This window comes from Ruegeria sp. BG11 (assembly GCF_056538565.1).
Genome location: NZ_JBQFTH010000008.1, coordinates 146,713 through 167,705 on the forward strand (window position 1 = coordinate 146,713; position 20,993 = coordinate 167,705).

At 59.4% G+C, this 20,993-nt stretch carries 21 protein-coding genes; 15 read left to right on the forward strand and 6 right to left on the reverse strand.

The features are described from left to right. Positions 1-9 precede the first annotated feature (9 nt). Both ACR0JF_RS14455 and ACR0JF_RS14460 read left to right on the forward strand, forming a co-directional pair. On the forward strand, positions 10-651 hold the full coding sequence (locus ACR0JF_RS14455) for an LON peptidase substrate-binding domain-containing protein (protein ID WP_170493308.1): 642 nt from the start codon (positions 10-12) through the stop codon (positions 649-651). After that, positions 648-833, forward strand: a complete 186-nt coding sequence (locus ACR0JF_RS14460) for a Trm112 family protein (RefSeq protein ID WP_170375578.1) — start codon at positions 648-650, stop codon at positions 831-833. Before ACR0JF_RS14455 ends, ACR0JF_RS14460 begins: the two co-directional genes overlap by 4 nt. 25 nt (positions 834-858) lie before the next feature. Here ACR0JF_RS14460 and ACR0JF_RS14465 read toward each other — a convergent pair whose 3' ends face one another. Beyond that, positions 859-2,121 (reverse strand): FAD-dependent monooxygenase, encoded by a 1,263-nt coding sequence (locus tag ACR0JF_RS14465; protein WP_480669527.1) that lies wholly within the window; start codon positions 2,119-2,121, stop codon positions 859-861. Positions 2,122-2,172: 51 nt separating this feature from the next. Between ACR0JF_RS14465 and ACR0JF_RS14470 the strand changes: the two genes are divergently transcribed. From ACR0JF_RS14470 to ACR0JF_RS14485, 4 genes are all read left to right on the forward strand, one after another. Further along, complete coding sequence (locus tag ACR0JF_RS14470) at positions 2,173-3,501, forward strand: amidase family protein (RefSeq protein ID WP_170661558.1); 1,329 nt, start codon at positions 2,173-2,175, stop codon at positions 3,499-3,501. Between the two features lie 109 nt (positions 3,502-3,610). After that, a complete protein-coding gene (locus tag ACR0JF_RS14475) occupies positions 3,611-4,792 on the forward strand; it encodes an aminotransferase class I/II-fold pyridoxal phosphate-dependent enzyme (RefSeq protein ID WP_170661557.1) in 1,182 nt (393 codons plus the stop codon). Positions 4,793-4,806: 14 nt separating this feature from the next. Continuing rightward, positions 4,807-7,740: a DNA translocase FtsK gene (locus tag ACR0JF_RS14480; RefSeq protein ID WP_170661556.1), complete on the forward strand. Its 2,934-nt coding sequence runs from the start codon at positions 4,807-4,809 to the stop codon at positions 7,738-7,740. A 39-nt stretch (positions 7,741-7,779) separates the two neighbouring features. Beyond that, positions 7,780-8,376: an outer membrane lipoprotein carrier protein LolA gene (locus ACR0JF_RS14485; protein WP_170661555.1), complete on the forward strand. Its 597-nt coding sequence runs from the start codon at positions 7,780-7,782 to the stop codon at positions 8,374-8,376. Between the two features lie 10 nt (positions 8,377-8,386). On the opposite strand, the gene ACR0JF_RS14490 is transcribed toward ACR0JF_RS14485, so the two are convergent. Both ACR0JF_RS14490 and ACR0JF_RS14495 read right to left on the reverse strand, forming a co-directional pair. After that, positions 8,387-8,968, reverse strand: coding sequence for a transglycosylase SLT domain-containing protein (locus tag ACR0JF_RS14490; protein ID WP_170661554.1), 582 nt, complete (start codon positions 8,966-8,968; stop codon positions 8,387-8,389). A 61-nt stretch (positions 8,969-9,029) separates the two neighbouring features. Continuing rightward, a complete protein-coding gene (locus ACR0JF_RS14495) occupies positions 9,030-9,911 on the reverse strand; it encodes an AEC family transporter (RefSeq protein ID WP_170661553.1) in 882 nt (293 codons plus the stop codon). An 80-nt stretch (positions 9,912-9,991) separates the two neighbouring features. On the opposite strand from ACR0JF_RS14495, the gene hspQ reads away from it, so the two are divergent. Then, complete coding sequence (gene hspQ, locus ACR0JF_RS14500; RefSeq protein ID WP_170375556.1) at positions 9,992-10,318, forward strand: heat shock protein HspQ; 327 nt, start codon at positions 9,992-9,994, stop codon at positions 10,316-10,318. Positions 10,319-10,343: 25 nt separating this feature from the next. On the opposite strand, the gene ggt is transcribed toward hspQ, so the two are convergent. From ggt to ACR0JF_RS14515, 3 genes are all read right to left on the reverse strand, one after another. Next, positions 10,344-11,921: a gamma-glutamyltransferase gene (gene ggt, locus ACR0JF_RS14505; RefSeq protein WP_170661552.1), complete on the reverse strand. Its 1,578-nt coding sequence runs from the start codon at positions 11,919-11,921 to the stop codon at positions 10,344-10,346. Positions 11,922-12,149: 228 nt separating this feature from the next. After that, positions 12,150-12,518: an ATP-binding protein gene (locus tag ACR0JF_RS14510; RefSeq protein ID WP_480669528.1), complete on the reverse strand. Its 369-nt coding sequence runs from the start codon at positions 12,516-12,518 to the stop codon at positions 12,150-12,152. A 101-nt stretch (positions 12,519-12,619) separates the two neighbouring features. Continuing rightward, entirely contained in the window at positions 12,620-12,958 is a 339-nt protein-coding gene (locus ACR0JF_RS14515) for an STAS domain-containing protein (protein ID WP_170661550.1), read from the reverse strand. 100 nt (positions 12,959-13,058) lie between these two features. On the opposite strand from ACR0JF_RS14515, the gene ACR0JF_RS14520 reads away from it, so the two are divergent. From ACR0JF_RS14520 to ACR0JF_RS14555, 8 genes are all read left to right on the forward strand, one after another. Next, entirely contained in the window at positions 13,059-14,231 is a 1,173-nt protein-coding gene (locus ACR0JF_RS14520) for an acetyl-CoA C-acyltransferase (RefSeq protein WP_170661549.1), read from the forward strand. A 74-nt stretch (positions 14,232-14,305) separates the two neighbouring features. Further along, positions 14,306-14,758, forward strand: a complete 453-nt coding sequence (locus ACR0JF_RS14525; RefSeq protein WP_170661548.1) for a GAF domain-containing protein — start codon at positions 14,306-14,308, stop codon at positions 14,756-14,758. A 125-nt stretch (positions 14,759-14,883) separates the two neighbouring features. After that, positions 14,884-15,453, forward strand: a complete 570-nt coding sequence (locus tag ACR0JF_RS14530) for a helix-turn-helix domain-containing protein (RefSeq protein ID WP_170375545.1) — start codon at positions 14,884-14,886, stop codon at positions 15,451-15,453. Then, positions 15,453-16,076 (forward strand): LysE family transporter, encoded by a 624-nt coding sequence (locus tag ACR0JF_RS14535; RefSeq protein ID WP_170661547.1) that lies wholly within the window; start codon positions 15,453-15,455, stop codon positions 16,074-16,076. Before ACR0JF_RS14530 ends, ACR0JF_RS14535 begins: the two co-directional genes overlap by 1 nt. 4 nt (positions 16,077-16,080) lie before the next feature. After that, positions 16,081-16,461 (forward strand): GFA family protein, encoded by a 381-nt coding sequence (locus ACR0JF_RS14540; protein WP_170661546.1) that lies wholly within the window; start codon positions 16,081-16,083, stop codon positions 16,459-16,461. Positions 16,462-16,477: 16 nt separating this feature from the next. Further along, entirely contained in the window at positions 16,478-18,925 is a 2,448-nt protein-coding gene (locus tag ACR0JF_RS14545; protein ID WP_170661545.1) for a GcvT family protein, read from the forward strand. A 97-nt stretch (positions 18,926-19,022) separates the two neighbouring features. After that, positions 19,023-20,075 carry an alcohol dehydrogenase family protein gene (locus ACR0JF_RS14550; RefSeq protein WP_170661544.1) on the forward strand — a complete coding sequence of 351 codons (1,053 nt, stop codon included), beginning with the start codon at positions 19,023-19,025 and terminating at the stop codon, positions 20,073-20,075. Positions 20,076-20,087: 12 nt separating this feature from the next. After that, positions 20,088-20,981: a homocysteine S-methyltransferase family protein gene (locus ACR0JF_RS14555; RefSeq protein WP_170661543.1), complete on the forward strand. Its 894-nt coding sequence runs from the start codon at positions 20,088-20,090 to the stop codon at positions 20,979-20,981. Positions 20,982-20,993 lie beyond the last annotated feature (12 nt).

The window sequence follows — 20,993 nt, forward strand, 5'->3', positions numbered from 1 at the left end:
CTCGGGTCTATGATTCATCCCGCCGACTTGCCGGATACGATATCCGTATTTCCACTGCCCGGGGCGCTGCTGCTGCCCCGGTCGCGACTTCCGTTGCACATCTTCGAGCCGCGCTACCTGCAGATGCTGGACGATGCCCTGAAAACAAAGGAGCGGCTTATCGGAATGGTTCAGCCGAACCCCTCGCTGAACGATGACACAAAGCTGCATCGGATCGGTTGTGCTGGTCGCGTAACGCAATTCTCCGAGACTGAGGATGGCCGCTATCTGATCACCCTGACCGGCGTGTCCCGGTTCCGTATCAAGTCCGAACTGGACGCCTTCACACCTTATCGCCGGTGCGAAGTGTCCTGGGATGGGTTTGACCGCGATCTTGGCAAGGCCGAGAAGGACGACGTTTTCGACCGCAGCCGCTTTCTGAACCTGCTGGAACGCTTCTTCGACTCGCGTGATCTGTCGACCGATTGGGATTCGCTGAAAGAAGCAGATGATGAGCTTTTGGTGAATTCCCTGTCGATGCTGATGGATTTCGATCCGGAGGACAAACAGGCCCTGCTAGAGGCCCCCTGTCTGCGCACAAGGCGTGAGACGCTGGTGACATTGATCGAATTCGCGCTGCGGGGCGGATCAAATGAGGAAAAACTGCAATGAGCGAGACTGAACACGCTTTTGACCGCCATATGCTTGAGGCGCTTATCTGCCCTCAGACGCATACGACGCTGCACTATGATGCTGACAAGCAGGAGCTGGTGTCGAAGGCTGCCGGTTTGGCCTTTCCGATCCGCAACGGCATCCCCGTGATGCTGGTCGATGAAGCCCGCGCGTTGGACTGAGCGTTTTTGAACGCTCAATTACGCTCTAGATTGCCCGTCCTTGCAAGAGCTTCGGCAGGTCGCCGGTCAACCCGGCGGCTTCGCGAACGAAGCCCCGGCGCAGGCCGGGAAGGGAGCCGACAATGCCCATCCCGATGTCCCGACCAAGGCGCAGCAGCGGGTTGTCATTCGAAAACAGCTTGTTGAACATATCGGTTGCCATCGCCAGCGAGGCTGTGTCGAACCGCCGCCATTCCTGATAGCGCTCCAGCACTAACACCGACCCGATATCCTCGCCACGCCGTCCGGCCAAGGTCAGCACTTCGGCCAAGGCGCCCACGTCCCTCAGCCCGGCGTTCAGGCCCTGGCCTGCAATAGGGTGCATCCCGTGTGCGGCGTCGCCGACAAGGGCCAGGCGATCCGAGATGAAGGAATTGGCGATGGTCAGGTTCAGTGGATAGGTAAAGCGGTCACCCTGCAGGCGGATATCGCCCAGAAAATCCCCGAACCGAGGGCGTAAGACCTGCAGGTATTCGGCCTCAGGCAAAGCGTTGATGCGCTGTGCTGCTTCGGTGCGTTCGCTCCAGACGATCGAGCTACGATTGCCGGTCAGTGGCAGGATCGCAAGCGGGCCGGGGGGCATGAAGAACTGATGGGCAATGCCGTGATGCGGCAGGTCGTGTTCAATTGCGCAGACAAGGGCTGTTTGGCCGTAATCCCAGCCGGTACGCTTGATCCCGGCGCGTGACGCGGTTCCACTACTGCGCCCGTCGCAGCCTACGATCAGATGGCCCTCAGCACTCGCACCATCATCCAGCGTCAACGTCACACCAGTTGCATCGACCTGTTGCGAAACGACCGTTCTGCCGTTGATCTGGGTGATCGCTTTGTCTTGCGCCATCGCCTCAAGAAACGCGCGGCGCAGGTGGCGATCTTCGACCATGTAGCCCATCGGGCCTTCCTCGATCTCGGTATGGTCGAAATGCATGAAAAAGGGTGACGGCCCGATACCCGCATGGCCATCGGTGACCTTGATCTCAAGCATGGGCTGGGCATGTTCCTCAACCCGCCCCCAGACACCGATTGCGTCAAGCAACCGCTTGGACGCCAGCGCCAGCGCATAAGACCGCCCGTCGAATGCCGCGTTCTTGCGGACCTTTTCGCCCAACGTGTCAATCACGCAAACAGAATGCCCGGTTTGCGCCAGTGCCAATGCAAGGGCCGCGCCGTTCAGGCCTCCGCCCACGATCAGGATTTTCGATGCCTGTGTCATGCCCTGCAATATGCGCGCCCTTTCGGGATTGTCCATGTGCGGTCCTGTCGCTACCGTCCCAGAAAGTCAGACGCAAGGAGGGGTGTGATGCAGGAATGGCTAACCATGACGGCCTGTGATTTGGGCCGTGGGATCGGGAAGGGGCAAATCGACCCCGTTGAACTGACCGAGACCTATCTGGCCGCCATTGACGCCCATCCCCACCGCGACCGTATCTATGCACGCGTCACCCATGACCGCGCCCGGTCTGAGGCGAAAGCCGCGAAAGAGCGCGCTGCCTTGGGCTTGCGTCGATCCTTGCTGGATGGCGTGCCGATCAGCTGGAAGGATCTGTTCGACACGGCTGGTATTGGAACCGAGGCGGGCTCGGCCCTGTTGAAAGGGCGAGTGCCGGACGCGGATGCGGTGGTCTTACGCAACGCAACGGCCATGGGCACCGTGTGCCTCGGCAAAACCCACATGAGCGAACTGGCGTTTTCGGGGCTAGGTTTGAACCCGATCACGGACACGCCGCCCTGTGTGGATGATGAGGATGCTGTGCCTGGTGGTTCATCCTCGGGCGCCGGGGCCTCGGTGGCTTGGGGGCTGGCGGCCTGCGGGATTGGCTCGGATACGGGTGGGTCGGTGCGAATCCCGGCAGCCTGGAACAATCTGGTGGGGCTGAAAACCACGGCCGGGCGGCTCAGCCTTGAAGGGGTCGTGCCACTTTGTCTGCGGTTCGACACGGTTGGCCCTCTGGCGCGTTCCGTCGAAGATGCCGCCCATATGCTGGCCATGCTGGAAGGCGGCACACCTGCGGATCTGCGGGGTGCCAGCCTGAAAGGCCGCCGCTTTGCCGAGTTGCAGAACGTCGCCAAGGACGACCTGCGCGATGCGCCGCGACAGGCCTTCGACGATGCGCTGGATCGTTTGCGCGATGCCGGGGCCGAGATTGTCCCGCTGGAGGTGCCTGAACTGCACGATGCTATGGCGCTTTCGGGTGTTCTCTACACGACTGAGGCCTACGGGCTGTGGAAAGACGTCATCGAAGCCAACCCCGAGGCGATGTATCCCGAGATTCTTGAGCGGTTCCGCACCGGCAAAGATGTTTCAGGCCCCGACTATGTGGCCGCGTGGTCCAAGCTCAAGGCCTGCCGTGCGGCATGGGATGCGGCGACCGCTGGTTTTGATGCGGTTCTGGCGCCAACCGCTCCCATCCTACCGCCCAACCTAGAGCGGCTCCTCAGCGATCACGACTATTACGTAACCGAGAATCTGTTGGCCCTGCGTAATACGCGTATCGGCAATCTGATGGGGCTTGCGGCGCTGACGCTACCAGCAAGAACTGCGGGTTGTGGATTGATGATGCTGGGTTATCCCGGCTCGGAAGAAGCGCTGCTGCGGTTGGGTTCGGCGGCGGAAACCGCATTGGCGTGAATGCCACAATCCCCTGATTCGGAACCTCTTTGTCTGGACGGGGCGGGGTCTGATCTGTAATCTGCCAATCAAACGGGGCGAAAACGATCCCGATATTGAGGCAGTAGATATGAATTTTCCCGAGCGGTTTTCGAACCTACCGGAATACGCATTCCCGCGTCTGCGCACCCTGTTGGACCACCATCAACCGGGCGGAGACGTGATTCACATGACCATCGGCGCGCCGATGCATGACTTCCCCGCTTGGGTCACAGACGTTATCACAGAAAACGCGGCTGGGTTTCAGGGCTATCCCCCGAATGAAGGCTCGCCCGAGCTGCGAGGTTCGATCACTGACTGGATCAGGCGCCGCTATGGCGTGACGATGGACCCCGATACCAACGTGATGGCCCTGAACGGCACGCGCGAGGGGCTTTACAATGCTGCCATGGCGCTGTGCCCCGAACAGAAGAACGGGCAAGATCCCATCATTCTGTGTCCGAACCCGTTTTATCAGGTCTATATGGTCGCCTCGATCTCGGTCCGGGCGCAGCCTTGCTTCGTGTCCGCCACCGCCGCGACCGGCCATTTGCCGGACTATACCAGCCTGTCTGAGGATGTGCTGAACCGGACGGTTGCCGCCTATATCTGCTCGCCTGCGAACCCGCAGGGGGCTGTCGCCTCGCGCGACTATTGGGCCGAGTTGATCGGCCTGGCCGAGAAATACGATTTCCGCATTTTCGCCGATGAGTGCTATTCCGAGATTTACCGCGATGAGGCCCCAACTGGTGCCCTGACCGTCGCGCAAGAGCTGGGCGCGGATCCTGAGCGGGTCTTGCTGTTCAACTCTCTTTCGAAACGGTCGAATTTGGCCGGGCTACGCTCGGGCCTGATTGCGGGCGGGCCGGACAGTATCAAACGGGTCAAACAGCTGCGCAACTATGCGGGTGCGCCATTGCCACTGCCGCTACAGGCTGCTGCCGCGCGCGTTTGGGCCGACGAGACGCATGTGATCGAGAACCGCGCGCTCTATCAAGAAAAATACGCCATCGCGGATGACGTCTTCTCAGGCCTGCAGGGCTACATGCCGCCCGAGGCCGGGTTTTTCCTGTGGCTGCCAGTCGAGAACGGCGAGGAAACCGCATTGAAGCTTTGGCAGGAGACCGGCGTTCGGGTCCTGCCGGGCGCATATCTTTCTCAAGGTGATCCGGGGCAAAACCCGGGCGAGCAATTTATCCGGGCCGCTTTGGTGGCTCCAAAAAAAGAGTTGCAGCAGGGGCTGATCAAGCTTCGTGACTGCATCTATTCGTGAGGTACGAGGGCAAAATGGCATCATTGAACGCGCGCAACCGCGATCCATTACTGGACAGCACGACTCAGGCCGCGATTGAGCGGCGAACCAAGGAACTGATCGGGATCGCTCTGATCCTGTTGGGGCTGGCCGCTGCGGCAATGATCTGGTCCTACACTCCGGAAGATCCGAATTGGATGGTCTCGACCGACGCGCCAGTGCAGAACTGGATGGGCCGGATCGGTGCCTCGATCGCTGCGCCGTTGTTCATGATCGTTGGCTGGGGCAGCTGGGGGATCGCGCTGGTTCTGATTGGTTGGGGTGTGCGTTTTGCCGGTCATTTCGGCGAAGACCGCGCCGTGGCGCGGCTGATCTTTGCGCCGATCTGGATCGCCGTCGTCTCGGTTTACGCCGCCACTCTGGTTCCAGGCGAGGTCTGGCGCGCGACCCATAGCTATGGGTTGGGCGGACTGTTTGGCGACACCGTCATGGGGGCTTTGCTGACGCTTCTGCCGATCTCCTCGCATTTCCTGGTCAAGCTGATGTCGCTGGCCATGGCCGTCGGAATGCTGGCGCTGGGTATTTTTGTTCTTGGCTTCACCAAAGTTGATGTCGCGCGTGGAACGCGAGCTTTCCTGCTGGGGCTGGTGATGTCATACGACATGCTGATGAACCTACTGGGTCGGGGCGCCTCGGCCACGGTACAGTCCGCGCGAGAGCGTCGTGAACAATGGAAAGAGCACCGCGCCGCGCGGATCGAACCCGTTTTCGACGACGAGATCGCGTTTGAAGACCCAATCTTCGAAGAGGTCGAGGAAGAACCCGAACCCGCCCCCAAAACCGGCCTTCTGGCCCGGATGCCAGCCCTGATCCGTCGCCCCGAGCCGCTGCCAGAGCCTGAATTGGTCGAAGCCATGCCAGTGCAGGGTTTTGATGAAATGCCGGGTGAAGATCGTATCCGCTCGAAGATTTCGGCCGCTGTGCGCAATCGCAAGGTGGCGACCGGTGAGATGGCCCCTGAACACGACCCCAACCTACCCCTGACCAAGGGCCGCGGTCGTGGACCGGACCCGCTGATCTTCAATCCCAGAGGGGCGAATGAATTGCCGCCCGAGCCGCCCATGACCGCTGCTGGTCTGCCACCCGAGCCTGTTTTGTCGGCTGAACCGACGTGGCAAGACACGGCGCATGACTATCAGCCCGAGCCCGACTATGAGCCAGAGGCAGACTACATGCCCGAAGATGACTGTGACGCGCATGCCTACGACGATGGCGCGGTGTTCGAAGATACGGCGACACCTGGACCGGTTGTGCCACAGCGCCCAGCCGTAAAGATCCCGGTGGCCGAGCCGCGCAAGCCGGTAGTGGCCCAACCCGTCCGTCGCACTCCGCCGCCGTCCCGTCGGGCACAGGCCGAGGCGCAGCCGACCCTGTCCTTCGAAGAACGGCATTCCGATTTCGAACTGCCCCCCTTGGGCCTGTTGTCCAACCCGGCCAGCATTCAGCGTCACCACCTGAGCGACGAGGCGCTGGAAGAAAACGCGCGGATGCTGGAGAACGTGTTGGACGACTACGGTGTGAAGGGTGAGATCGTCAGCGTCCGCCCCGGCCCCGTGGTCACCATGTATGAGCTGGAGCCCGCTCCGGGTCTGAAAGCCAGCCGCGTGATCGGTCTGGCCGACGATATCGCGCGGTCGATGTCGGCGCTGTCGGCTCGTGTTTCGACCCTGCCCGGACGCTCAGTGATCGGGATCGAACTGCCCAATGAAAACCGCGAGATGGTGGTGCTGCGCGAAATCCTCGCCAGCCGCGATTTCGGTGATGGCAACCATGCGCTGCCTCTTGCGCTGGGCAAGGATATTGGTGGTGAGTCCGTTGTGGCGAACCTGGCGAAGATGCCTCACCTGTTGATCGCGGGGACGACCGGCTCGGGTAAGTCGGTGGCGATCAACACCATGATCCTGTCGCTGCTCTATAAGCTGTCGCCGGACGAGTGCCGCCTGATCATGATCGACCCCAAGATGCTGGAACTGTCGGTTTATGACGGCATCCCGCACTTGCTCTCACCCGTTGTGACGGACCCGAAAAAGGCGGTTGTCGCCCTGAAATGGGTCGTGGGCGAAATGGAGGATCGTTATCGCAAGATGTCCAAGATGGGTGTCCGCAACATCGCAGGCTACAATGGCCGCGTGAAGGACGCGCTGGACAAGGGCGAGATGTTCAGCCGCACGGTCCAGACGGGCTTTGACGATGAAACAGGTGAACCCACCTTCGAGACCGAAGAATTCGCGCCCGAGGCGATGCCCTATATAGTCGTTATCGTAGACGAGATGGCCGACCTGATGATGGTCGCGGGCAAAGAGATCGAAGCCTGCATTCAGCGTCTGGCGCAGATGGCGCGGGCCTCGGGTATTCACTTGATCATGGCCACGCAGCGCCCCTCGGTCGACGTGATAACCGGTACGATCAAGGCGAACTTCCCGACCCGGATTTCGTTCCAAGTGACATCGAAGGTCGACAGCCGCACCATTCTGGGTGAGATGGGCGCCGAGCAACTGCTGGGGCAGGGTGACATGCTCTATATGGCGGGTGGTGCCAAGATTACCCGCTGCCACGGCCCGTTTGTCTCGGACGAAGAGGTCGAGGAAATCGTCAACCATTTGAAGCAATTCGGTCCGCCCGATTACATGAGCGGTGTGGTCGATGGCCCGGCTGAGGAAAAAGCCGACAACATCGACGCCGTATTGGGCCTGAGTACCGGTGGCAATACCAACGGCGAGGATGCGCTTTACGATCAGGCGGTGGCGATTGTGATCAAGGATCGCAAATGCTCGACCTCATACATCCAGCGGAAACTTGCCATCGGCTACAACAAGGCCGCCCGGCTGGTTGAGCAGATGGAGGACGAAGGCGTTGTTTCGGCGGCAAATCATGTCGGTAAGAGGGAAATCCTCGTCCCCGAGCAGTAGGATATTTAATAACAAGGGCAGAAGCCTTATCTGAGTCGTATGAAACAGATTGCTTTTGCCCTTGCTCTGACACTGGCCGCGCCTGCCGCATGGGCTGCGGACAAGCTGCCGCTGTCGGAGATCTCTAATTATCTGAACAAGATGAAAACGGTTCAGACCAGCTTTACCCAAGTGAATGATGATGGCTCGCTGAGTACCGGCAAGCTATGGATCCAACGGCCCGGTAAGATGCGGTTTGAATATGATCCGCCCGACAGCGCGGTTGTTCTTGCGCGTTCGGGGAGTGTTCAGATCTTTGATCCGAAATCCAACCAGCCGCCCGAACAATACCCGCTGAAACGGACGCCTCTTTCACTTGTGCTGGCTCGGAACGTAAATCTGGGGCAGGCCAACATGGTCGTCGGACACGACTTTGACGGGACCGCGACCGTGGTAACGGCACAGGACCCCAAAAACCCTGAGTCGGGCCGGATTGAGCTGATGTTTACAGACAACCCCGTCGAGCTGCGGAAATGGGTGATCCACGACAATGCAGGCACACAAACCACGGTTCTTCTAGGGGAACTGACCGAGGGGGCGCGCCTCGATCAGAGCTTGTTCTCGAACGGAAAGCGGGTCGGGTCTAGCGACCGCTGACCCGCCCAAGTCAGTAGCGGCAGCCGGCCAGCTGAGCCTGATACAGGTTGGCCCGTGCATCAACATCGCTGGCCACATTCAACAGCCAGGATTTCTGGTTGTAGCTACCGCGCGCATAGCCTGTATGGCCTTCGTGATAGGCCAGGTACTGGTTGCGCGTGTCGCCCAGATTGATGCCGTTCCGCTCGTAGGTTTTGTTCATGTACCAGCCGATGAAATCGGACGCGTCGCGAATGCGATCCCGCTTGGCGCGGCGTTTTCCGGTTTCACGCTGGTATTCTTCCCACGTGCCGTCCAGGGCTTGGCTGTAGCCAAAGGCGCTGCTTTGCCGACCCATCGGGATTACGCCCAGCACATAGCGGTGCGGGGTGCGCGCATCGTGGCGGTAACGGCTTTCCTGATAGATCGTCGCCATCTGAACGTGAACGGGAACACCCCATTTCCGCTCGGTTTTTTTGAAGGCTTTGATGTAGTCAGGTTTCTCGCGCGCAATGCTGCACGCGTCATTTAGTCTGCTGGGTGGCTGTTTAGACCCGCCACCACAGGATGCCAAAAGCAGCACCCCTAGGAGTACGAATAGAATTCTGCTCATGTGCCTCGTGCCTTTTTTCTGGCATTCTAGCGCAGATTGAGCGCTGAGGAAATCACAATCGTTACAGAACGATAGCCAAAACACCCGGTAACGCGGCGACAGACAGCACCGTTGAGACCATCACCATGCCCGCAACGGCGTCTGCATCGGCCTCAAACCGCTCGGCCAGCAGGTATGAGGTGACCGCGACCGGGGTACACATTTGCAAGACCAGAACACCGAATGCGATGGTTTCAAGCCCGAAGAGGATCGCAACACCCCATCCCAAGGAAAAGCAAACCGCCAACTTGAGAAGCGACAGCCAAATGGCCTGGCGAAGACTGCGAGAGGTCAGGCGCGCGATCGCAACTCCGACGGTCACAAGCATCATCGGAACAGCCATTTGCCCCAGCAAATCCAAGGTGTTGGTTAGGAAGAGAGGTGTTTCCCAGTCTTGCCACAAGAACAGCGCCCCCAGCAGCGTGGCCCAGACCATGGGCTGACGGATGACCTGTCCGAAAGCGCCTTTGCCCGCGACCAGATAGATTCCGTAGGTAAAGGAAAACAGTGCGGTCACGGCCAGAAAAATAACCGCATATCCCAAACCGGCCTGACCAAATGCAAAGATGCATAGGGGAAGGCCCAAATTGCCGGTATTTCCGAAGATCAGCGGAGAAAGGTAGGTGCGTTGCTCAAGCTTTAGCACCTTTACAATAACCCAAAAAACGACTGCGAGAACCAGATTGGCCGCAATGGTGGCTAGAGTGAACCGTGACAGGTCACCACCGGGAATTTCGGTCTGCATCAAGGCCACGAAAATCAGACTGGGGACTGCCAGCGTCATCGCAAAACGCGTCACAAACTGTAGGCGGTATTCAAAGCCAAGCTTGACCCAGACAAAGCCGATTGCTGACAAAAGGAACACGGGTGCCGCAATTTCGAACACTGTCAGTAAGAGGTTCACAGACTGTTTCCCTTAATTTCACATCAATGATTGGCTTTTCTGCCCGGAAAGAGGTAGTAACCTCTTTGGGGGCTGAAACAATGCTAAAGACACATGCCAAGTACGGCCTGGGACAAGTTGTGCGACATAAGAAACATCCCTTCCGAGGGGTGATTTTTGACGTGGATCCAGAGTTTTCGAATACCGAGGAATGGTACGAAGCCATCCCCGAAGACAGTCGGCCGATCAAGGATCAGCCGTTCTATCACCTGTTGGCTGAAAACGACCAATCCTTCTATGTAGCTTATGTTTCAGAACAAAATCTGATCGAGGACCGATCGGGTGAGCCGGTTGAGCATCCCGACATCCCTAACATGTTCGGCCCATTCGAAGATGGATCCTACCCGCTGCACTTCCATCTGAACTGAGCGGGGCGGCGCGCCTGCGCGTTGATCAATACCCCAACGCGCAACCGTCCTTTCTGGGGTCACTGGCCCCCTCCAAAACACCGTCTTCACGGATTCGTATGGCCTGTGCGCCACCCAGTGGAGTTTCTGGGACCTCCACAGTGTGACCCATTTCGCTTAATTGTTGAGCAACCGTTTCGGGGAACCCGCGCTCGAGCTTCAGGATGCCTCCGTCGGCGAAGGCACGGGGGGCGTTGATGGCCTCTTGCAGGTCAAAACCGAAATCCATCAGGTTTGACACGAACCGCGCATGTCCTGTGGGTTGATACGCCCCACCCATGACGCCGAAGGGCATCGTAACGCCGTTGTTCTCGGCCAGCATGCCGGGAATGATCGTGTGCATCGGGCGTTTGCCGCCACCCAGCTCATTTGGGTGCCCGGCTTGCAGGGTGAAGCCTGCGCCGCGGTTTTGCAGCAAGATGCCGTATTTCTCGGATGCGATCCCCGAGCCGAAACTGTGGAAGATCGAATAGATCAACGACACGGCCATCTGATCGCGGTCGACGACGGTAATGTAGACGGTGTCCTTGTGAATCGCTTCGGTCAGCGGGGCGGCAGCGGGCATGGCCTGTTTAGGGTCGATCAAAGCCGCGAGGGATGCGGCGATGTCTTTGTCCAAAAACCGCTCGGCCCGCGCCATATGGTCGGGATCTGCGATGAAACGATTGCGCGCGTCATAGGCCAGTTTTGTCGCTTCGGCCTCGATATGCACTCGTTCCGCGCCCAATGGGTCCATGCTGGTAAGGTCAAAATGCTTGAGAATATTGAGCAGCAAGATCGCCGTTGCGCCTTGGCCGTTAGGGGGATGCTCGACCAGATCAACGCCGTGATAAGTGCCGCGCATCGGTTCGGAGGGGGTGCATTGCGTCGATTGGAAATCCTCGGCGGTGTGGAGGCCTCCCAAGGCGGAAAGGGCGGCGATCATATCCTCCGCGATTTCACCTGAATAGAAGGCCTCTCGGCCATCCTTTGCGATCCGCCGCAGGACCTCCGCCTGTTTTGGCGCGCGGAAGACCTGACCTGTCTTGGGGACTTGCCCGTGGATCAGATAGTGATCCCGCGCGGCCCCTTGGAGGGTCGGTTCGCCGTTGCGCCAGTCGAAAGAAACGCGTGGAGCGACCGGCACACCCTGTTCTGCATAGTGAATGGCCGGTTGCAGAATGGCACCCAGCCCCAGTCGGCCTTCGATTTGACTGAGATGGCAGAACGCGTCGACCGCGCCCGGTATTGTAACCGCGTCGGGGCTGGTCAAAGGCACCGAAGTCAAGCCCCGATCCCGCAGCGCGCTGGCTTGCGCAGTAGCAGGTGCCCGGCCTGAACCATTCAACGCTCGGATCTGGGTTTCTCCCGCGCGATTGTAGAGGACAAAGCAATCGCCACCCAAACCGGTCATCTGCGGCTCGCAAATCCCCAGCAAGACCGCCCCGGCAATGGCTGCATCCATGGCGTTGCCGCCGCGTTCCAGAATGTCGACGGCGGTTTTCGCCGCAAGGGGGTGCGAGGTCGCACATATCCCGTTTGTGGCCAGAACTTGGGACCGGCCCGGCTTGTGTAAATCCCGCATCATCATCCCCCTGTTTTGAACAACGCGAAACTATCGCGCAGGGAATGATTGTCCAGTTCTTCAATGAGAGTAGGGAGGTTCCTCGGCGCCGTTCACTGGGTGGGGGCTGTGACACTTGGCGCCGAGGGAAGCTATCTGAGCTACGGTGTTATGTTTGACAGTCGTTTGGGGCGGCGTAATGGTTCGAAAAAGGCCTTATTGTGGCCATTTCGCGTCAAATCCCTCGGGTCATTCGGGCATTGGGACGTCGAACCGCAACGACAACAGATTGCAACCATCACGACGCTCATACCGAATCTCGCTTGTCAGTTCGTGAATCAGATACCAACCAAAACCCCCTTCTGGCAGGTTCTGCAGGCTGGTCTCAACCGAGGCCGGGGTCCCATCCGGAGGTTTGCAGCCGGGCAGCGGACGCCCCGTATCCGATATCAGAATGTCCAGCTGGTTGTGCTCCAACCGGCAACAAACCTGCACCTTGGCGGGTTCAATGCCAGAATAAGCATGCTCGACGACGTTGTTGATTGCTTCCGCCAAGGCAATCTTCACGTCATCCGCCTTTTCGACAGGCAAGCCGTGACGGGCCAGGCCTGCGCTCAATTTTGCAATGCCAGCGCTGGCTTCCGTTTCTACAGCCGGAAAACTCAGCTGCAGGCAGGTTTGATCACTGGACGGCGTTACACACATCTACGTTGGCCGCGTTAGTCTGCTTGTGCTGACAGCGCGTCGTCGAGGGAATCGAACAACCTGAAAACGGTATCCATTCGCGTCAGACGAAACACTTTTTCGACCACGGGTTGCAACCCGGCCAGATCCAGGCGGCGTTCGCTTCCGATTTGTTTCATCGAGGCGACAATGGCCCCCAATCCGCTTGAATCAATGAATTCCACGCCTGCCAGATCCAGAACGAAGCGCGTTGCGTCGGTTTCTGTTTCGCGGCGCATGTCTTCCTTGAACTGGATCGCGATGGCCGCATCTATCCGTTCCGAATGAACGGTGATGATCTGTGCCCCTTCGTTAGTTGTGCTGGTCAGCCTCATGATTGACCGCCCTTTTCAGCTGAAATTGCGTCGTAGAAATACGCTAGACGGCAAATCTTACCATTCGGTATTCAAGTCCCGGCAAGAGGAGGGATTTCCGATGAAAGACGTTGTGATCGCAGGCGCGGCCCGTACACCTATGGGAGGGTTCCAGGGCATGTTCGAGGGTGTTCCCGCTGCCGAACTTGGCGGAACCGCGATTCGCGCCGCCTTGCAGCAGGCGGGCGCGGAAACTGTCGACGAAGTCCTGATGGGCTGCGTGCTTCCGGCGGGGCAAGGGCAGGCCCCAGCGCGTCAGGCGGGGTTTGCCGCCGGGTTGCGAGAAGAAGTGCCCGCTACCACCCTAAACAAGATGTGCGGCTCGGGTATGAAGGCCGCCATGATCGCCTATGATCAGATCGCTTTGGGCCACACAGATACCATGATCGCGGGCGGGATGGAGAGTATGACAAACGCGCCCTACATGCTGCCCAAGATGCGCGGCGGTGAGCGGATCGGGCACGGGCAGGTTGTGGACCATTTGTTTCTGGACGGGCTTGAAGATGCCTATGACAAAGGCCGTCTGATGGGAACGTTTGCCGAAGACTGCGCCGAGACCTATCAGTTCACCCGCGAGGCGCAGGATGAATATGCGCTGCGATCCCTCTCGAACGCGCTGGCTGCGCAAGACAGTGGCGCGTTTGATAAGGAAATTGCCGCAGTAACGGTGCAAACCCGCAAGGGGGCGTTGGTGCTTGAGGCCGATGAGCAACCCAAATCCGCCCGACCCGAGAAAATCCCGACACTGAAACCAGCCTTCCGTCAGGATGGCACGGTGACGGCGGCGAATTCCTCCTCCATTTCTGACGGAGCGGCGGCTCTCTTTCTAGCCTCTGCAGACGCCGCTCAGGCAAAAGGACTAACCGCCCGCGCGCGCGTTTTAGGCCACGCCAGCCATGCGCAGGCCCCGGGCCTGTTCACAACTGCTCCGGTTCCTGCGGCTCAAAAGCTGTTGGATCGTCTGGGTTGGACCAAAGATGATGTGGACCTGTGGGAGGTGAATGAGGCATTCGCCGTGGTTCCGATGGCTTTCATGCACGAAATGGGCTTGCCGCGCGACAAGGTCAACGTCAATGGCGGAGCTTGCGCCTTGGGCCATCCAATCGGCGCATCTGGTGCCCGGATCATGGTCACCCTTCTAAACGCTTTGGAAAAACGCGACCTGAAACGTGGGATCGCTGCGATCTGTATCGGTGGCGGAGAGGGCACGGCAATCGCCATCGAACGCGTTTGACCCTCTGCGCTTTTGCAAATACTCCGGGGATTGGGGGCGTCGCCCCCCAAGACCCGGATCGGAGCATTTCCAACATGACCGTCGACTATGACACCCTCGCCAAAACCATAGCCTCGCTGACCGAAGGCGAAACCGATCGGATTTCTCTGATGGCGACCATCGCATGCGAGGTGCATCACGCCGATGATCGCTTTGACTGGACAGGGTTCTATCGCGTTACCGAACCGGGCCTGCTGAAGATCGGCCCTTATCAAGGCGGTCACGGCTGTCTGGTCATCCCGTTCGAGCGCGGCGTATGCGGCGCAGCCGCGCGCACGGGTGAGGTGCAGCTGGTCCCGGATGTGGATGCCTTTCCTGGTCATATCGCCTGCGCATCTTCCACAAGGTCAGAGCTTGTTTTGCCGGTTCGCGATGACTCGGGCGCGGTTATTGCCGTGTTTGACATCGACAGCGACCAGCCGGATGCTTTCACGGAAGTGGACGCGTCCGAATTGACCAAAATTCTCCAAAACGTGTTCTCTGCCTAAACCTCTGTTTTGTTTGGGTTTGGTCGCTGACTTGCGACCTGTCGTGAAAAAATGCTTTGAAATTTCACGGAACTGAGGCATCGTGAAAAACGTAAAAGGAATTTCACGAGAATCGGAGTCTGGTTTTGAACACGCAAACCCCTCAGCGCGCGACGCTCGGAGCGGACTTGCGGGCCTTGCGAAAGGCAAGGGGTTTGACGCTGACTGAAATTGCCGATCGCCTGAACCGCTCGGTCGGCTGGCTGAGTCAGGTCGAGCGGGACATGTCCGACCCTTCAATCTCGGACCTGCGTCAGATCGCGGAATGTCTGGGTGTTCCCATGTCGATGCTGTTTTCGCATTCTGCCGCTCCGGTTGAGGAGCAAGGCTATGTGGTTCGCGCCGTTTCACGACGTCCTATGGGCTCGGGTGAAGAAGGTCTGATCGAAGAACTGCTGTCGCCAGACCTGACCGATGATTTCGAGATGGTGCATTCCACGTTTGAGCCCCGATCCAAAATGCAAAAACCCGCGGACCGGCCAACGCAGGAGGTCGGATATATGATCTCGGGCCAACTGGACCTGACGATCGGTGCACGGCACTTCACGGTCGGGCCGGGCGATAGTTTCCGCATCAAGCACGAACCCTATCAATGGGCAAACCCCTATGATGAGCCCGCCGTGGCCATCTGGGTCATTGCACCACCGGTATACTGATGAGCTTTGAGGCCTGGACCATATTCGCGCTGTTCTGGGTGGTGTTCGTCACCACTCCGGGGCCGAATGCCGTCAATTGTATCTCAAACGGTATGAGCTTGCCCTTCCCGAAGGCGATGCTCGGTGTTCTTGCGATCCTGACACAGGCCAGCGCATTTCTGATCTTGTCAGCATTGGGTGTAACGGCCCTGATCGCAGCCTCACCTACCGCGTTCTTCATCGCTAAACTGGTCGGGGCTGGGTTCCTGATCTGGGTTGGTATTCGCGGATGGATCAACGCGAAACGGCCAGCGCCTGCCACTGAACGCCCGGCGCGGCACGTCTATCTGCATGCGCTGGCGGTGGCGACGATCAACCCCAAAAGCGTTGCTGGCTATCTGGCGGCTTTCTCGCAATTCGTGCAGCCCGACGTGCCGATCTGGCAGCAGATGGGGGTTATCATGCCGACCGCTCTGATCATCACCACGCTCAGCTATGCCGGCTTCACCCTGCTGGGCGCGTTGATGGGCAAGGCGGCATTGGGGGCTGTGTTCAATATCTGGGTCCGCCGGATCATGGCGACCTGTTTCATCATCTATGGCGTGTTGCTGGGTGCCAGCTCTGCGCCCGCAGCAAGGGGGTAGCTATATGCAGACGGGATCCTGCCTTTGCGGCAAAGTCGCGTTTACGATTGACGGAGACCTCTCGCCGCCCTCTGCCTGCCATTGCGGTCAGTGCCGCAAACAATCGGGTCATGTATGGTCATCGACTTGGACACATCAGGACAACTTAAGCTTCACCGCCAGTGACACGCTGCGTTGGTTCCGCGCCTCAGAGACCGCCCGGCGTGGGTTCTGCAGCGAATGCGGCTCATTCCTGTTCTGGCAGCACAATGAAGAAGAGACGATTTCGATCTCGATGGGGGCGCTCAGCGAACCAACGGGCCTGAAACTCTCAAAGCACATCTTTGTCGCGGACAAGGGTGACTACTACGACATCTCAGACGATCTGCCCCAGCGGGCACAGTAACAGAGGATCAAAACACATGAGTGATTTTCCAACCAAGGCCCGAGTGGTCATCATCGGTGGCGGCGTTGTCGGCTGCTCATCCTTGTATCATCTGGCGAAAAAGGGCTGGACGGACTGCGTTCTGCTGGAAAAGAACGAACTGACTGCGGGGTCTACATGGCACGCGGCGGGTAACGTGCCGACCTTCTCGACTTCGTGGGCGATCATGAACATGCAGCGCTATTCGACCGAGCTGTATTCGCGTCTGGCCGAAGAAGTCGACTATCCGATGAACTACCACGTTTCGGGGTCTATCCGTTTGGCGCACAGCAAAGAGCGCATGCAGGAATTCGAACGCGCGATGTCGATGGGTCTGTACCAGGGCATCCCGATGGAGATGTGGACCCCAGAGCAGGCGAAAGAGCGCTACCCATTCCTCGAAACCCATGACCTTGAGGGCGTGCTATACGACCCGACCGATGGTGATATCGACCCGGCGCAGTTGACGCAAGCCTTCGCCAAAGGCGCGCGTGATCTGGGCCAAAAAATCATCCGCTTCTGCCCGGCCACCGATGTAACGCAGCACGATGACGGCACTTGGACCGTTCACACCGAAAAGGGCGATATCGCCTGTGACTATGTCGTCAACGCAGCCGGATATTACGCGCAGCGTGTGGGTGAGATGTTCAAACCCTATGGCGGCCGCATGGTGCCCGCGATGGTCATGAGCCACCAGTACCTGCTGACCGATGAAGTCCCCGAGGTTGAGGCATGGTCGAAGGAGAACGGTGGCAAACTGCCTCTGCTGCGCGACGTGGATATCTCATACTACCTGCGTCAGGAAAAGAACGGCTTCAACCTTGGCCCCTATGAGCCCAACTGCAAGGGCGAGTGGATGACCGAAGACGATCCGATGCCCGAGGATTTCAGCTTCCAGCTTTGGAACGACGATCTGGACCGGATTGAGGACATCATCACCGACGCGATGGAACGGGTTCCGCTGATGGCAACCTCGGGGGTTGGTCGCGTGATCAACGGCCCGATCCCTTACGCGCCGGACGGTCTGCCGATGATCGGCCCGATGCCCGGTGTGAAGAACGCGTTTGAAGCGCACAGCTTTACCTTCGGCATCGCGCAAGGCGGTGGTGCAGGCAAAGTGCTGGCCGAATGGATCGTTGATGGCCACACCGAGTGGGATATGTGGGCCGTCGATCCGCGACGCTACACCGACTACACCGATCAGGACTACTGCAACCAGAAGGGCATGGAGGTCTACGGCAACGAATACGCCATGCACTTCCCGCACCATGAATGGCCTGCTGCGCGCGACAAGAAACTGTCGCCAGTCCATGCCAAGGTCAAGGAACTGGGCGGCGTCATGGGCGCTTATAACGGCTGGGAACGCGCAAACTGGTTTGCCAAGCCGGGCGACGACACCTCGCTTGAGGCCACGCATACATGGGGTCGCTCGGGCCCGTGGGAGCAGCGCATCAAGGAAGAGTGCGAAGCTGTCCGCGACAATTGCGGCGTGCTGGACCTGCCGGGCTTCTCGCGTTTCATGGTCAAAGGTGAAGGTGCTGCCGAAACTCTGCGCGGCCTGATCACCGGTGGTCTGCCCAAGATTGGCCGCATCAACCTCGTCTACATTTCGGACGACCGTGGCCGTATCCTGACCGAGATGTCCTGTATCCGACTAGGCGAGGATGAGTTCGTGATGATCACGGCCGCTACCGCGCAGTGGCACGACCGCGACATCCTGATGTCAGCAATGCCAGAAAGTGTTTCGGTCGAGGACGTCACTACCACTCGTGACACGCTGATAGTGACCGGCCCGAAATCGCGCGAGATTCTCTCGGGCCTCAGCAATGCGGATCTGTCCACCGGCTGGCTGACGCATCAATCCGCGACCGTGGCGGGCAAACCGGCCTTCCTGATCCGCGTCTCCTTCGCCGGAGAGCTGGGGTGGGAGGTTCACGCCCTCAACGAAGACATGCCGGCGATCTACGAAGCGATCCTCGACGCGGGTGCGACCCCGTTCGGCATGTACGCCCTGAACTCGCTGCGTATCGAGAAAGGCTACCGTGCGTGGAAGGGCGATCTGTCGACCGACTACTCGCTGCTGGAAGGCGGGCTGGAGCGGTTCGTCAAACTGGATAAACCGCAGAACTTCCCCGGCAAGTCCGCAATCCTGAACGAAAAGCAACAGGGTGTGAAGAAATCCTTTGTCACGCTGACAGTGGACGCAGGCGATTGCGACGCGCCTTACATGTCTTGCATCTGGCAGGGCGATCAGATCGTGGGCGAGACGACCTCGGGCGCATGGGGCTATCGTGTTGGCAAGTCTATCGCGCTGGGCATGGTCAAGACCGAGGTCGCAAACCCGGGCACAGAGCTTGAGGTTGAGATCTACGGCCAGAAGTACCGGGCTGTGGTGCAGGAAGACCAGCCGCTCTGGGATCCCGCCAACGAGCGTCTGCGCGCCTGATCCCTTTGGGGATTGCCAAATTGGCACAAAACTCCAAGCTGGGGCCCATGGCGGGCCCCAGTCTGCCTTTCACCAAAGTCCAAATCGGAAGGCTGAAATGACGATCCCTGCACATATGTCCGGCGTTTACCTCACTCATCACGGCGGGCCGGAGGCTTTGCAGTGGCGCGAGGATATTCCCGTTCCAACGCCCGGTCCCGGGCAGGTTCTGGTCCGCGTCGCAGCTGCCGGGGTCAACAACACCGATATCAATACGCGGGTCGGGTGGTACTCTTCGGACGTGACCGGGGCCACCGATGACGTCGATCAGGATATCGATGCCGGAGGGTGGGGCGGCGCGCTTCAATTCCCTCGAATTCAAGGCGGCGACCTGTGCGGCATTGTCGAAGCAGCCGGTCCGGGTTCAGGGTTTCAACCCGGTCAGCGCGTGACCTGCCCGATCAATCTGCCGCGCCCGCGACCTGGCCATCCACAGGGGTTTATTGCCTTAGGCTCTGAGATTGATGGCGCCTTTGCCCAATACTGTCTGGTCGAAGCGAATGATCTCTACGATGTCTCTGCCTCGCCACTGTCAGATACCGAGATCGCGGCCATTCCCTGCGCCTTTGGCACTGCCGAGAACCTTTTGACCCGCGCCGGGGTCACCGCTGGCCACAAGGTGCTGATCACTGGGGCTTCGGGCGGTGTCGGTCTGGCGGCAGTGCAACTGGCCCGCCTGCGCGGCGCGTCTGTATGGGGTGTGACCGGTGCCGCCAAGGCCGAGGTTGTGAAATCCCAAGGCGCGGTTGAGACCTTTGATCGCGATGCTGCGTTGCCTGCAGATATGTTCGACGTCGTGATCGACGTGGTTGGCGGCCCGACCTGGGCGGGCCTCGTGCTGGCCCTGAAACCCGGCGGGCACTATGCTGTATCAGGTGCGATTGCAGGCCCGATGGTGCAGGCCGATCTACGCGACATCTACCTGCGCGATATCACCATTCACGGCTGCACTCACCAATCGCCTGAGGTGTTTGGCCGTCTGGTTGAGCTGATGAACGCTGGTCGGATCAAGCCTTTGATTTCCCGCACCTATCCCCTAAAGGATATCGCCAGGGCACAAGAGGATTTCCAATCCAAAGCGTTGCCGGGGAAATTGGTGCTGATCCCGTAAGGAGTTTATGACATGGCCGAAATTACTCTGTTGGATGGCTCGATCGGGCAGGAGCTGGTCAAGCGCAGCGGTAAACAACCAACGCCGCTCTGGTCGACGCGGGTGATGATGGATCAACCGGAATTGGTGCGCGAGGTTCATGCGGAATACTTCCGGCGCGGGGCCACAGTTGCGACAACCAACACCTATGCCGTCCACAGCTCGCGCCTTGTGCGCGAAGGGATCGAGGACCAGTTGGCGCAATTGATCCACACCGCCGTGTCTCAGGCCGATCTGGCGCGCGCAGGGAATGGCGGGCGCATTGCCGGAGCGCTCGGGCCGCTATTGGCCTCCTACAGACCCGATCTCGAGCCTGATCCGGAGGAGGCCGGACGCAAATTCGCTGAACTGGTCGCGCTTATGGGGGATGGTGTGGACCTGATCCTGATCGAAACGGTCTCGTCGGTGATGGAGGCCGAAGGCGCCCTGAGGGGCACTGCTGGCTGCGGGAAACCTGTGTGGCTGGCCCTGTCTCCGATGGATGAGGACGGAACGCGTCTGCGATCCGGCGAGCCGTTGGATCAGATTGCCCCCTTGGTCGAGGGTTACAATCCGCAAGCGGTGCTGATCAACTGCACCCGTCCCGAAGCGGTTCCAGCCGGGCTTGAGATATTGTCAGGGATGGGACTGCCATTTGGTGCCTATGCCAACGGCTTCACGCATATCGCCGAGGGGTTTTTGCAAGACGCTCCCACGGTTGATAGTCTCGCACAGCGCCACGATCTCAGCCCCGAGGCCTATGCCGACCACGCGATGGCCTGGGTCGACCAAGGCGCAACAATCGTTGGCGGATGCTGCGAAATCGGCCCGGATCATATCGAGGCCCTCGCGCGTCGCCTGCAGTCAGCCGGTCATCGGATCGTCTGAACCGACAAGGGA

Bases quoted from the DNA above. Each gene is read 5' to 3' on its own strand.
- hspQ (WP_170375556.1), top strand. From the start codon at position 9,992: ATGCTAAAGACACATGCCAAGTACGGCCTGGGACAAGTTGTGCGACAT.
- ggt (WP_170661552.1), bottom strand. From the start codon at position 11,921: ATGCGGGATTTACACAAGCCGGGCCGGTCCCAAGTTCTGGCCACAAAC.
- ACR0JF_RS14490 (WP_170661554.1), bottom strand. From the start codon at position 8,968: ATGAGCAGAATTCTATTCGTACTCCTAGGGGTGCTGCTTTTGGCATCC.
- ACR0JF_RS14475 (WP_170661557.1), top strand. From the start codon at position 3,611: ATGAATTTTCCCGAGCGGTTTTCGAACCTACCGGAATACGCATTCCCG.
- ACR0JF_RS14465 (WP_480669527.1), bottom strand. From the start codon at position 2,121: ATGGACAATCCCGAAAGGGCGCGCATATTGCAGGGCATGACACAGGCA.
- ACR0JF_RS14545 (WP_170661545.1), top strand. From the start codon at position 16,478: ATGAGTGATTTTCCAACCAAGGCCCGAGTGGTCATCATCGGTGGCGGC.
- ACR0JF_RS14455 (WP_170493308.1), top strand. From the start codon at position 10: ATGATTCATCCCGCCGACTTGCCGGATACGATATCCGTATTTCCACTG.
- ACR0JF_RS14485 (WP_170661555.1), top strand. From the start codon at position 7,780: ATGAAACAGATTGCTTTTGCCCTTGCTCTGACACTGGCCGCGCCTGCC.
- ACR0JF_RS14535 (WP_170661547.1), top strand. From the start codon at position 15,453: ATGAGCTTTGAGGCCTGGACCATATTCGCGCTGTTCTGGGTGGTGTTC.
- ACR0JF_RS14520 (WP_170661549.1), top strand. From the start codon at position 13,059: ATGAAAGACGTTGTGATCGCAGGCGCGGCCCGTACACCTATGGGAGGG.
- ACR0JF_RS14540 (WP_170661546.1), top strand. From the start codon at position 16,081: ATGCAGACGGGATCCTGCCTTTGCGGCAAAGTCGCGTTTACGATTGAC.
- ACR0JF_RS14480 (WP_170661556.1), top strand. From the start codon at position 4,807: ATGGCATCATTGAACGCGCGCAACCGCGATCCATTACTGGACAGCACG.
- ACR0JF_RS14515 (WP_170661550.1), bottom strand. From the start codon at position 12,958: ATGAGGCTGACCAGCACAACTAACGAAGGGGCACAGATCATCACCGTT.
- ACR0JF_RS14470 (WP_170661558.1), top strand. From the start codon at position 2,173: ATGCAGGAATGGCTAACCATGACGGCCTGTGATTTGGGCCGTGGGATC.
- ACR0JF_RS14550 (WP_170661544.1), top strand. From the start codon at position 19,023: ATGACGATCCCTGCACATATGTCCGGCGTTTACCTCACTCATCACGGC.
- ACR0JF_RS14555 (WP_170661543.1), top strand. From the start codon at position 20,088: ATGGCCGAAATTACTCTGTTGGATGGCTCGATCGGGCAGGAGCTGGTC.
- ACR0JF_RS14460 (WP_170375578.1), top strand. From the start codon at position 648: ATGAGCGAGACTGAACACGCTTTTGACCGCCATATGCTTGAGGCGCTT.
- ACR0JF_RS14525 (WP_170661548.1), top strand. From the start codon at position 14,306: ATGACCGTCGACTATGACACCCTCGCCAAAACCATAGCCTCGCTGACC.